Raw genomic sequence first — 14,342 nt, forward strand, 5'->3', positions numbered from 1 at the left:
GTTTTTTGTATGGGTATCCTAAGAGAATGAATCGGTCGATTCAGATTGGAGGAGAACACCAATGAAATGCATTCTGAAGTCATCGCTGTTGGTCACAGCGGCTCTCGCCCTTGTGGTCAGTGTGGCCCTGGCAGCGCAGATGCTGAGCATCCAGGTCAGATCCGGGCAGTTGCGGGACAAACCCGGCTATCTGAGCAAAGTCATATCCAAACTTTCCTATGGGGATCGTGTGGAGATGCTCAGCGAAAAGAACGATTGGCGCAAAGTCAAATCCCCCTCGGGTGCGGCCGGCTGGATGCACGTATCCGCGCTGTCCGAACAAGAGATTATCCTCAAGCCCACCAACAAGGATGTCGAAGCGGCAGCTGAGTCCGATGAGTTGGCATTGGCTGGCAAGGGGTTCAACAAACAGGTCGAAGATAAATACAAAAGCGAACAGAAACTGGATTACGCCACGGTGAACCAGATGGAAAAACTCACCGTATCACCGAACACGATCCAGAAATTCATGAAGGATGGCGGGCTTGCAGGAGAGGTCAAATGAAGCGCAGACATTTCCTTGCCTCTCTCGCGACTGTGGCTCCGGCTTTGTTGATTCCCGGCCTCGCACAGGCATTCGGCATCACGCTCGGGGATTTCGAGATTGACACGGATACTGTGGTTGATGCTTTGAAAAGCGGTAAAAAAATTGCGGCCGGGTTCAAGGACATCACCCCGGAACAGGAGTACTACATAGGTCGTTCCGTTTCCGCCTACATCCTGACAAAATACAAACCGCTGAAGCACAATAAAAGTCGGCAATATGTCAATGTCATGGGACAAACCCTGGCCATGGCTTCCGACCTCCCCGAGACCTTTGGCGGGTATCATTTTCTGGTTCTTGATTCAGATGAAATCAATGCATTGTCCGCGCCTGGCGGATTCGTCTTCGTGACCAAAGGCCTGCTGCAGTGCTGTACAACGGAAGACGCCATGGCAGCAGTGCTCGCGCACGAAATCGGCCATGTTCAGCGTCAACACGGCCTTCAGGCCATTCAAAAATCGCGCGTCAGCGACGGTGTGACCACGCTGGCCCTGACTGGTACATCCACCTTTTCAGGCGGCACTCTCAAAGAACTGACAACCACCTTTGACGGGACCATCAAGGACATCACGACCACCATGATCGACAGTGGCTACTCCCGCTCCTTTGAAGAAGAAGCGGACACGGATGCCGTGACCATCATGCAGCGGGTAGGGTACAATCCCAACTACATAGTCGACATGCTGTCCGTCATGAAATCCCGTATCAAACCTGATGGCCGGGGCTTTGCACGCACCCACCCCAGCCCCGATGATCGCATGAAGGTGGTGACTCAGGCCATCGGCCCGTACTGCAAGCCTAAACCGAACATGAACAGAGGAATGCGTTTTCTGCGGATGACCGGAGGAATGTGAGCATGTCCCGAGGGCTTAAGAAGGTAATGGCCGGTCTGATGGCCGGACTTCTGGGCGCGGCCCTGGCCATAGGGGCGCTCTCCCTGAACCTGCTTGAGTCTCTGGAAGCTGTGACCTTTGACCTGCGCGCACGAGTACTTTCCAGGCCGGGGATTTCCACGGACGACATACGCATAATCCTACTGGACCAGAAATCTCTGGATTGGTCCAAGGAGCAATTCGGCCTCGGCTGGCCGTGGCCCAGACAGGCCTATGTTCCACTGGTTGATTTCTGCCGGGAGGCCGGTGTGGCCGCTCTTGCCTTCGATGTGGTCTTCACCGAACCGTCTGTCTACGGTGTAAACGATGATGCGGCCCTGGCCGACGCGTTCAAAAAGATGGGCAGGGTCACCCTGGCTGCCGACTTTGCCCGCAAAGACGGCTCTGCGACCGCATGGCCGGACTACATCCCTGCCCCTTTATTCCCCCTTGCCGGTGACACGACCCTGTACACATCCCCTGTGGCCACCTTTCCGATCCAGGATCTGGCCGTGGGCATTACCGGGGTGGGCAACGTCAACGTCTCACCGGACGCGGACACCATCTATCGACGCATCCCGCTTTTGATCAAATTCGATGACCGCTATGCCCCTTCGCTGCCCCTTTCTGCCGCGCTCATGGCAGAACCCCTGAGTATCACCCTGGCCCCGACATCCGTGACCATCGGTTCCACCCCCATTCCCGTCACCAACAAGGGCGAAGCCATACTCAACTATAGAGGTAAAAATGCGTACAAGGCGTATAGCGCGGCCTCGATCATGGAAAGCGGCATGCGCATGGCCGATGGACAGGAATCCCTTGTTGATCTGAATGATTTCACGGGGAAATACGTTTTCTTCGGCTTCTCGGCCACAGGGCTCTTCGACCTGCGCCCCACTCCGCTCGGCGGCGTCTCTCCCGGTGTCCTGATCAATGCCACAGCTCTGGACAACATGCTCTCAGGCGACTTCATGTATCCCATGGAACTCCGGGTCGACATCCTCACCACCATACTCTTTGCCCTGCTCGCAGGACTCAGCGTCACCCTGTTCCGCAACCTCTGGCTCACCATAGCGGCCTCCGGCGTCACTCTCGCCCTGCCCGTGGGCTTTGCCATGGGCACCTATTACTATGGTATATGGTCCGGCATGGCCGTCCAGCTCGCCAGCTGTTTTACCGCGCTTTTCCTTGCCGGAGCCATCAAATATGCCACCGAAGGTCGCCAGAAGCGATTTATCAAATCCGCATTCAAACAGTATCTCAGCCCCAAGGTCATCGACCAGCTACTCGCAAATCCCGACAAGCTGACACTGGGAGGCGAGCGACGCGAATTGACCATTTTCTTCTCTGATCTCGAAGGGTTCACGTCCATCTCCGAAGGATTGAACCCGGAAGAACTGACCAGCGTACTCAACGATTACCTGACCGCCATGACCAACATTATCCAGAGTACGGGCGGCACGGTGGACAAGTATGAAGGCGACGCCATCATAGCCTTCTGGAATGCTCCAGTGGACCAGCCTGACCATGCATTGCGCGGCGTTTGTGCCGCGTTGGACTGCCAACAGAAACTGGCGGAGATGCGTCCCGAACTTTTCAAAAGGACCGGCAAGTCATTCCACATGCGCATAGGGCTGAACACAGGTCCAGCCGTAGTGGGCAATCTCGGCTCCCACGACCGATTCGACTACACCATGCTCGGCGATTCAGTGAATCTGGCAGCACGACTGGAGTCGGTGAACAAGCAGTTCGCAACCTACACGATGATCTCCAGAGCCACTCTGGAACAATTGCATGGCAAGGTGCCGGTCAGAGAACTCTCGTGTCTCCGGGTTGTCGGTAAGGATCAGGCGGTCGTCGTCTACGAACCCATGACGGAAAAGGACTACGAAGAGAAAAAGGAAGTGCTGCACATCTTCTCACGAGGTCTGGAGCATTTTTATGCCGGCGACTTTGAAAAAGGGAGGGAAACATTTGCCTCTATCGCCGAAAAAGACCCCGCCGCGAGCCGGTATGAAGCTAAGTGTCGGATGCTGGCAAAAAATCCCCCCTCCCTTTGGGACGGTGTCTGGAGCATGACAAGCAAATAGTCTCTCGCTTCTCCCTCTTTCTGTCTCCTGCCGTACCAGCGGTTTTCTACTGGTGGCCAGTCCACCACACAATATACTGACATAATCGAATATTACCCAATTCTAAAAACGCCTTTGCAGACAGCGAATGCGTGTTCAGCAGTGACCTTTCAGGGACACGAAATCACGCCTATCGTCTCGACCACGTACGGGACTCCACTTTTTGTAGTCTTTTTCAGGCGCAAAAAAAGCGAAAATACTTTTTCACTCACGGACAGTTATTTTTAACTCGATAATCCAGATAATTACGATCTGACATCGGTATAAAAAAACTGAGGATAACTTTTCTCTAGAAAAATACTTTTCAACAGTTATTTGTGTAAAACTTTGACTAATCAGATATAAACACTGAAAATCACGGCATTGAATTTCGCAGTCCTCCTCGACACTCCCTGTGCTCTCATTCCCGTTATCCACATACTAACAACCTGGATTAACAACTCTTTTTGCCGTTGACTAAAAACACGTAGATGAATATATTCTAGTGTAAGTTAACGAACTCGTTTTTTATATTGCTTAATATAACCTTTTCTGGAGGACACCATGGCTGACCCAAAGACCCCTACACTGCAAGTATCCCTTCCGGGATCGGGCAAGACAACGACGTATCAACTCGCAGCAGATACGCCTGTCAAGTTCGACTTCGACATAAGTGAGGCCTCTTTTGCAGGCGAAAACGGCAACCTTGTCATCACCCTTGAAGGCGGTGGCACTATTGTTCTTGAAGGATACCAGGATCTCGCCGAGTCTGGTGCCCTTCCCACGTTTGAACTCATGAACGGCGAGCTGGTAGCCGGCGACGTCTATCTCTTTGCTTTTCCCGACACACAGACAGCCGACGATGTTGAAACCGCAGCAGACGGTGCAACAGGCGGTTCCGGTGCAGGCGCATACTCTGACGATGCAGGCTCCCTGGGAGACGGCATTGACGCGTTAGGCGGCCAGGGCGACGCATATGCTCGCACAGCATTCAACACCCTTGACCCCACTGGAGGCAACCAGGCCCCCATTGCCAATGACGACTTCAACGAAGTCACCGAAGAAGGCGATCCGGACTTCAATATGGAAGAGCATGTCCAGTTCGTCGAAGGCGGCGAGTACCAGGGCGGTGAGTACCAGGGCGGTGAGTACCAGGGCGGTGAGAATACACACGAACCCTCTGGAGATTTCTTCCAGACCGACGATGACGGCTCCGGCTTTTTTGTGAATTACCCCAACCCTGAACAGACCAACGAGATCATCGAGGGCAACGTCATCCTGGGTGACGAGAACGGTGGCGTGGCTGACACGGACGTCGACCACAACATCGATCTCCTCAAGATGAGCACCATTGATTACGACGGCGTCGATCACAATGGCGAAAACCCCGGTGCTGAAGTTGTGCCCGAAGGCGGCAGCGTATCTGTTGAAGGCAAGTACGGGACTCTGACCATCAACTCCGATGGTTCATATACATATGAATTGGACCAAGCGCTCGCAGACGAACTGAATGAAGGCGACGTCTTTGATGAGGTCTTCAACTACAACATCGTCGACCCCGAAGGCGCTGTGAGCAACACCGCTCAATTGACTATTTCGGTCTTCGGTTCCAACGACATGCCCGTAGCGGTTGCCGATCACAACGTTACTGCAGTTGAAGTCGGTGACTCCTCAGCCTACGAACTGGCTGCTGATGTTGATGACGCCGAGCTCGGCTCCGTGACCATTCACGGTGGTGAAGGCGCAGTGTTCGCCCAGGGCGGCGAAGGTTATGACTACACCGAAAGCGATTTCACCACTGTCACCGGCAACGTCCTCGCGGGCGATGACATGGGCAGCGGCACGGATTACGATCCCGACTCCGGCGATCAGCCTGACGGCGTTTCCCTGTTTGTCATGGGCGTTTACTCGCATGGCACCTATGATATCGATATCGAAGAGCCCAACGAAGTCGGCGGCGAAGTCGCAGACGGCCAGACATACGACGTGGCCGAAGCCGCTGGCGCAGTTTCCGTCGACGGCCTTTACGGCACACTGACCATCCAGCCTGACGGCAGCTATACTTACGAACTCTATACGCCGGATTCAAACCCGGATCAGTACCCCAATCTCGATGAACTGAATTACGACAACCCCGGTACCGACCAGTTCACCTATGCAATCATGGATGACTCCGGCGCACTGGGCTACAGCTACCAGAATCTGACATTCACGGTAAACGGCGCCAACGACAAGCCCGTTGGCTACGCTGACGAGAATTCCATTGAGGAATTCGGCATCAAGAATGGTGACGGCGAAGGCACCGCCGCAATCGTTTCCGGCAACGTCATCACCGGCGAATCCGCAGGCGACGTGGCTGACGACGATGTGGACAACACCGAGATGTTCGTTCACTCGGTCATTTCCCAGAATGACAGCGGCACCCTGTACACATCTGACGGCGATCCCGACAATGTTGACTCCATGGACATCGAAGGCGAATACGGCACCCTGACCATCCACGCCGACGGTTCTTACGAATACGAACTGCACAACGACGCTGAGAATGTTCAGGCTCTGAACGAAGGCGACAATCCCACTGACGTCTTCACCTACACCCTGACCAACACATATGACGACGGCGTCTTCAGCGAGTCTGCAACCCTGACAATCAACGTCATCGGTTCCAACGACAACCCCGTTGCCGTGGCAGACACTAACGCCTTCACCGAATCCGTTGATGATGAAAGCGCGGCCATTGTGGAAGGCAACGTACTTGCCGGCGACGCCGACACCGGAGCCGGAGCCGACACGGACGTGGACAACGTTCTTGCAGACTTTGAAGTCACCGGCATCCAACAGACCGGTGGCGTGGAGCCCACTGACACCATGGGCTATGATTACGCCTTGCAAGGTCAGTTCGGCACTCTTTATATGAATGTAGATGGTACGTACAAGTACGTGGAAGATGCCAATGCCACAGACTATCTGAATAACGACGACGAGGTCGTCACTGATGTATTCAACTACACCATGACTGATGGTGAAGCGGTACACACAGGTTTCGATACCTCCACCCTGACCATTACCATTACCGGCGCCAATGACGCTCCGGTTGCTCATGCCGATACCAACGCCTTTACCGAATCCGTAAACGACGATCCGGCGGCTTCTGTCAGCGGCAACGTGCTCGCAGGTGACGACGTCACCGGAGCCGGAGCTGACACCGACGTGGACAATGTCCTTGCCGACTTCACCGTTACCGATGTTACCAGCAACAATACTGACAACGAGGCTGAGACCAACACCAACGGCTACGACTACGTCTTGAACGGCCAGTACGGCACGCTGTACCTGAATGCTGACGGCTCCTACGAATACGTGGAAGACCCTGACGCCACCGACCCCCTGAACGTAGGCGATGATCCGGTCACCGACACCTTCACTTACACCATGTCCGACAACCAGGACGGCGACCCCAAGACCGCATCCTCCACGCTGACCATCACCATCGACGGCACCAACGACGCAGCCATCATCACCGGCGACGACGCCGGCAGCATGACCGAAGATATGGATGTGACTGCCGCCGGTTTCCTGACCGACAGCGGACAGCTCTTCGCGTCTGACGTCGACAACACGGACAACCTGTTCCAGGAAGACGAGATTGTCGACGATCAGGGCGGCACGTTCACCATGAACGCTGACGGCACATGGTCGTATGAAATCAGCAACGCCAGCGTCCAGCACCTGGGCGAAATCGACGGCGTGAACGACGGCTTCACCAAGGACTTCACCGTCAAGTCCACCGATGGCACCGAACACACCGTGACCGTGGTGGTCAACGGCGAGAACGATGCCCCCCTGGCTGCGGACTTCACTGTCCAGGGTAACAACTTCGGCGAACCAATCGCCATCGACTTCGACGTGGCCCCCGTGACTGACGTTGAAGACGACTACAGCACAACTGACGACCTCGACACGTCCATACTCATCACCAGCCTGCCCGAAAGCGGCACGCTCTACTACGATGGCGTGGAAGTCACTGATACAGACATCCAGAATGGCACGACGTTCGAGGATCTCGACAACTTCACCTATGTTGGTGACGCTCCTGCAAGCCAGGGCCTTCTGCTTGGTTCCCGCATTGCGGAAGATGCCGGACTGGATACCTGGGGCGAGCGAGTAAACAAGTCCACCCGCGTCATGGAGTTCGACTCTGATGGCGACGGTACTCCCGATACAACTATCACTACCCATATCAACCAGGGAGCCCTCAAGGTCTTCCACGACCAAGCCGGTCACATTGACCACGGGCTTGCCAACAAGGACCACAGCGGCCTTGATGCCGGTGAGACTTTGACCATCGACTTCGGTGGCAAGGATGTCTCCTCTGCCGAAATCGGCTTTGGCGGGTTGGGCGGATACTTTGATGACAACTCTACTCAGGAAGCGTTTGCTACCTGGGAAGCCTATGACGATGGCGTGCTGGTTGCTTCAGGCACGGTCAATAACGAGACCATGACCTGGACCGTTGGCGACAATTCAGGAACCATTGACAACGGAGATGGCGACACCTTCCAGTCCCTGGTTCTCGACCAAAGCATCCTCGATGGCGCAGCCTTTGACCAAATCGTGTTCGGCACCACCGAAGACGATGCAAGAGACTGGAACGCCAACTGGGAACTGCAGTATGTGGATGTCGAGTTTGCTCAGTCGGACTCCTTCACGTACCGCCCTGTTGACAGCGAAGGCCTGGACAACGATGGCGATCCTTATGTGGTCACTATCGATGTGCTGCCCGGCGCACTCAACGAAGATCCGACCGCCGTTCTGGACGCAAAGACTGTCAATGAGCCGAATCTTGACGGCCTCGACTCCTCTGTAAGCGACAACGTACTGTACAATGATATCGATGCCGACAACACTCCCGGCGAAATGTCCGTAACCGAAGTCACCTTCGGCACCACCCATGTCGACTTCGTCAACGACAAGGTTTCCGGCGACGCAGTCATCAATCCCGATGGCACTGCGACCATCACTGGCGTACACGGCAACCTGGTCATCGGCTCCGACGGTGACTACACCTACACGGCCACCGATGAGACACTGCCCGAAGGCGCAACGCCTACCGAAACCTTCACCTACACCATGACTGACGGCGACACCGTGGACAACGACCCCGTTGCCCAGAGTGCTGACCTGGTCATCACCGTGAACGGCATCAACGATGCTCCGACCATCGAGGCCGCAGCTCAGGAAACACCGTTCGTGGAAGCTGGCGATGCAAGCGAACAGGATCTGTACGCAAGAGGCGACGTTGACTTCAATGATGTCGACCTCAACGATGAAATCGACATCTCCTCCGAATACAACGATGACATCAGATGGTCCGGTGGCGAGCTGAACTCTGATATGATTGCAGCACTGACCGGTGGCACCTTCACGGCAACAGCCACTGCCCAAGCCGCCCCTGGTTCCACAAGCTGGACCTACGACGCTCACAACTTGGACCTCGATTTCCTGGCCGAGGGCGAGTCCATTACATTCAGCTATAACATCAAGGCAACCGACAGCGCAGGCGCTACCGATTCCGATACTGTTACTATCACCATAAACGGTTCCAACGACGGTCCGGTTGCCATCGATGATCACTTCGGTGAAGGCGATGACACTGATCCCACCGTGGTGACCGTGCTCACTCAGGACGCTGTCAGCGATGTTCATTCCCTGAACCTTGCCGATCCCGATGGCGACGGGTCAGTGACCTTCTCCGCCTTCACTGGCGATCCGACCGCCGACATGACCACTTGGTCAGAGTCCGAACTCGGTTCTGAAAATCGTGGATCCTTCAGCGCCATCGGCGTTGCAGACAACAACAATCAGGAAGTCGATGGCGACGAGATCCTGCACCTGACCCTTGATAATGGTCCGGCTCAGTCCGTAACATTGACCTTCGAAGCCCTGTTTAACAACGCGAGTGAAACTGAAGGCGCCTTTGTTCAGGCTTACGACAGCGAAGGGAATGCTCTTGGCGATCCCATCTTTGTTCAAGCGACTGCTGACGGCAGACCAACAATCACTCTGGATGTCTTTGAGCAACAGTACGACCAGCCCATCGCTGAAATCGCACTGTACTCCGATGATAATCACCAGACCGACTTCCTCATCCACGGTGTGGAATACGAAACCATGGGCGAAGTGGATTACATCTTCTACGAAGACCAGAACGAAAGTGGGACCAACCCCATCGTCATCGAAGCAGACGACATCCTCGTTAATGACACTGATCCTGAAGGCGACGCTCTGCACATCGCAAGCGTTTCCGCAGTGCCCGGCGGCCACGGCACCCCTGTGCTTGTCACAGACACCAACGGCAATGTTACCGGCGTCCAATTCGACGCAGATCAGGACTTCTATGGCACCGCATCCTTCGAGTACACCGTTTCCGACGGCGACCTCACCGATACTGCGACGATAACTCTGTATATCCACCCGGTGAACGATGCGCCTGTGGCGGCGAATGACGTCAACTCCGGCCTTGAAGACGGCAGCGTCTCCGGTAACGTGATCGACGGCGACGCCAGCCATGTGGGCCAAGATACCGACGTGGACGGCGACAGCCTGTCCGTGACCAAGTTCACAGTTGATGGTACCGAGTACAACGCAGGCCAGACCGCAGAGCTTGACGGCGGCGACCTGGTCATCAACGGCGATGGCTCCTATACCTTCACTCCGGATGCCAACTGGAACGGCGATGTGCCCACCGCGACCTACACGATCACTGATCACAACGGTGGCACCGACTCTGCCGACCTCGACATCACCGTCACCCCGGTAGAAGACCCGACCAACATTACGGCTCATGACAACGGCTCCGTACTTGAAGACAACCCGACTGACCTTGTTGGAGACAACCTGGTCACCACCGGCAACGTGACCTTTGAGGACGCAGACGGCAATGGTGCCATGAGCACCACGCCCACCTGGCTCGGCGGCACGGATGAAGACGGCAACGCCCTCTCCGGTCCGATCGGCAGCTTCACCATGAACGCCGACGGCGAGTGGACCTTCACGGTGGACAACACCTCATCCACGGTCCAAAATCTGGATACCGATGAAAGCATCACTCAGAACTTCCAGGTGACCACTGCCGACGGTAATGATACCGAAACCATCACCGTGACCATCAATGGTGAGGACGACAACGCAGCTCCAGTAGCTGTCCCGGATCTGTATGACAACACTCCCGACAGCGACACCTTCGGCTTCAACGTTGTTACGGAAGGCGGCATCAACGTCTCCACCAACCCGTCGAACTACCTGCTGATCGTTGATACCTCCGGTTCCATGGAGCCCAACAGAATGACGGCGGCCAAGGATGCCCTGAAGGATATGCTTGAAGATCTGCAGGACAGCCTTGCTAAAGGCGTTTCCACCACTGTCGGTATCATCGACTTTGATTCCAATGTGGTCCAGGATACGTTCATTATCACCGGAACGGCTGGCGATGTGGACAGTGGCAGTGTCTCCGCCGGATACACTGACGCAATCGCATTCATCAATACCATGAAAGGATATGGAGTCAATGAAGGCACCAACTATACAGCGGCAATTGATGCCGGTATTGACTGGGTAAATGCTAACCCTGGTAACACACAAGCAGTCTTCATCTCAGACGGCAGCCCGAATGAAGGCGGAGGAGCTTGGAGGAGCGACAGTCAAGCCCTTGGAAATACTGATGGCGTTCATCTGACCGCTGTTGGCATTGACTATGCCAACGACAATCTGGTCATCATTGATGAAGACGATTCCCCGATAACCATCTCATCGGGTCAATTGGGCAGCCTGCTGTCTAATATAGTATCCCAGACTGTGACGCCAAACACCACGGCTTCCGGCAACGTGCTGGATAATGATTACGACACGGACAATGTTGCTCCGGTCGATGCAAACCATGGCCTTGTTGTCACGGAAGTGGCGCTCGGAGAAGATGCCGACACAGGCTTCATTGAACTCTCCGACACTACTGGCGACGACGCGGATACGGCAATCCTCACCGGCCAATACGGTACTCTGACCATTCACACGGATGGTTCCTATGAATACACACCTGACACGGCAGCAGCCGACGCCCTCAACGGCGGCGAGACTGAGACCGAGTCATTCACCTACACGGTCGCTGATAGCAACGGCGCGACTGACACGGCCACGGTCAGCTTCCTGATCAATGGCTCCAATGATGCACCGATTGCGATTGACGATAGCTACACCGGTATTGTTGTAGGCCACACTGATACGGATCTGGTGACAGACAACTTCAACCTCAGTGGAACGCCGACTACATACAGCGGCAATGGTATCTCGATCTCTACGAACAACGGCTATCTCGTCGATATAGATGGTGATTTGGGCGTTCATTGGGGATGGTTCGATCGTGACTCCATCAACAATGGAGACAAGGTCCGCATCGATGTAACTGACTCCCAGGGAACCGACGAAATGCAGATCAAGTTTACGACTGGTCATGATACTCACACCAATGACTATGCTGCATTCGATGGCAACGACGATGCAAAGATCAAGGTTCACTATGTTGGTGGTGGAAAGAAGACCTACAACATAGACTCGGACGATCTGGTAAATGGGACGTATACATTGACAGGAACCGCGAGCAAGAACATCGATTGGGTCGAGGTTGAGGCTCCTGGAGGCAATGACGACTTCACCATTGAATCCGTTACGATTGCAGCTTCAACCGCCACTCTCGACGACCTCGGCCCCAATGTCGCCAACGGCGAAGCCGTTGGCAACCTCCTGGACAACGACTGGGATGTGGACAATGGAGACAGCATCCATGTCACCGACATAGATGGAACAACCGTTGCCGACAATGGCGATACGACCATTGATGGTGACCACGGCACCCTGACTATCGATGCGGACGGTAACTGGTCCTACGACCTCGATGACGACTTGTCGTCTCTGACTTCCAGTACCACCGAGCACTTCGATTACACTGTGACTGACAGTCATGGCGCAACCGACACTGCAAGCCTCGATATCCCGCTCCATGTCGATCCCAACGTGGTTGATACTGCCCACGAAACCGATGTCAACGGCATAACTGAACACCTTATGTCCGGCACCTCCGGAGATGACCTGATCTACATCGCTGATGACGCCACCATGGTCTCACTGGACGATGGCGGTTCTGACACAGTGATCATTGATCCCAACTACATCGGTACCGCTGGCGGCGATGTGACCGTCACCGGATTCGAGGGAGACGACAGCCTGATCCTGAACGACCTTGACTCCATGTCGATCTCCATCCAGCAGAATGGCAGCGACACTGTGCTGACCATTGACGACGGCAACACTGCTACGAGTGACCCAAGTCTGACCATCACGCTGGAAAACTACAGTCTCCAGGGTGTTGAAGCTCATGACCTGCCGGCACATATGGATATCCACGGCGACAGCGAGTCTCTGGGAAGTCTGATTCAGGCAATCATTGATTCCCCTGAATATAACAACTAACAAACACACAACCCCGGACTCGGTCTCAGGACCGAGTCCGGGATATATTTCAAAGCGAGTTTTTAATCTCCTTGCAAAGGAGACCAATATGAATGATAATACAGCTATGACTGATTCCACCATGCTTGGCACATACACCTTGGATGGCCCCGTGCCTGTCGAACCTGAAATCGTCCTGAACAACTGTCAGGACACGGCCTTGCTGGGCCAACTCGTCTCCGTGTTTTCTGGAAACCCGGACATCAGGTTCTTTCTTGTTCAGGATGCAGACACTCTGGACATGAATGCAGATTTTCATTTTCTGAGAGATGGTGGAAACTGGGTTCTGGCCAACAACGACACGTTGGTCGATGTCCTTTTTGACGACGCGAGCTTCAATCCATCTGGGACCGAAGGGACATTCTCCCTGGTTCAGGATGTCAATGGCTCCTATCTCATTGACACGGGTATAGCCGATGCAGCCGCCATACCGCCCAGCGATCAACTCCTGGTTGACCTTGCTGATGACGGCCTGTTTGTGAATGACGAACATGTCCATGCCCACACCGATACCGATGCTGAACCCTTCTTCATTGACCCCTCGGTTCTGCAGCATGGTGAAAGTGAAATCGTTGTCTCCAACTTCCATATCGGAAGCGATGTCCTTGAACTGCCGGACGGCATGTCCATCAAGGACGTCATTGTTGATAATGACCATGACTTCACAGAATTGGTCATTGGCCAGAACGACACCGGCCATGATGATATCGTCGTCAAGCTGCTTGGCATTTCCCAGCCGGACCTCCCCATGCAGGACTATGGCATGAATTCTGAGCATGCGACTGATGACCTCATCAATCACATCATTCATTCCGGGCTGAATATGGATTAAATCTCCCGGGCTTGATCCGAATGAAAAAACACAAAATGAAAACCGCGCTTATGGCGCGGTTTTTTTGTGATTGTTGCAGTAAAACAACCATCTATATTCTGTGACTCAACAGGTTATCGTTCGCTTATGGCATCTTTAACCAGCTGAAATAATAGAATTCACGTCCATTTTCCGCAAAAGCCAAGGTTTCCTGACCTCACAGCGCCGTGCCAAAAAATGCACAAAAAAATAGTAGAATAATTGATTTAATACCACTCGTCTGTATTCTACCTTTAAAATTAATTAGATAGCTCATACAACAGGCAGCATTGAACAGGGGAAAACCCCAAATAAAAAAAGTGTTTTTTAACATCCAGCTGTTGAAAAGTTATACACTTTGCCACAAC

5 protein-coding genes are annotated in these 14,342 nt (G+C 54.2%); all 5 read left to right on the plus strand.

Going from position 1 to position 14,342, the window contains the following annotated elements; genetic code table 11:
- The first annotated feature begins 61 nt into the window (after nt 1-61).
- The 5 genes from SRBAKS_RS06250 to SRBAKS_RS06270 all read left to right on the plus strand — a co-directional run bounded on the left by SRBAKS_RS06250 (nt 62) and on the right by SRBAKS_RS06270 (nt 13,956).
- A complete protein-coding gene (locus tag SRBAKS_RS06250; protein WP_229595144.1) occupies nt 62-544 on the plus strand; it encodes an SH3 domain-containing protein in 483 nt (160 codons plus the stop codon).
- Nucleotides 541-1,437, plus strand: a complete 897-nt coding sequence (locus SRBAKS_RS06255; protein WP_229595146.1) for a M48 family metalloprotease — start codon at nt 541-543, stop codon at nt 1,435-1,437. The genes SRBAKS_RS06250 and SRBAKS_RS06255 overlap by 4 nt, the downstream gene beginning before the upstream one ends.
- A gap of 2 nt (nt 1,438-1,439) precedes the next feature.
- Entirely contained in the window at nt 1,440-3,545 is a 2,106-nt protein-coding gene (locus SRBAKS_RS06260) for a CHASE2 domain-containing protein (RefSeq protein WP_229595148.1), read from the plus strand.
- Nucleotides 3,546-4,127: 582 nt separating this feature from the next.
- Nucleotides 4,128-13,085, plus strand: coding sequence for a VCBS domain-containing protein (locus tag SRBAKS_RS06265; RefSeq protein WP_229595150.1), 8,958 nt, complete (start codon nt 4,128-4,130; stop codon nt 13,083-13,085).
- A gap of 88 nt (nt 13,086-13,173) precedes the next feature.
- The gene (locus SRBAKS_RS06270) at nt 13,174-13,956 is read left to right on the plus strand and encodes a hypothetical protein (protein WP_229595152.1); all 783 of its coding nucleotides are present in this window, start codon (nt 13,174-13,176) and stop codon (nt 13,954-13,956) included.
- The last annotated feature ends 386 nt before the right edge of the window (nt 13,957-14,342 follow it).

The sequence above is a fragment of the Pseudodesulfovibrio sediminis genome (genome assembly GCF_020886695.1).
In the GTDB taxonomy this organism is placed as follows: Bacteria; Desulfobacterota; Desulfovibrionia; order Desulfovibrionales; family Desulfovibrionaceae; genus Pseudodesulfovibrio; species Pseudodesulfovibrio sediminis.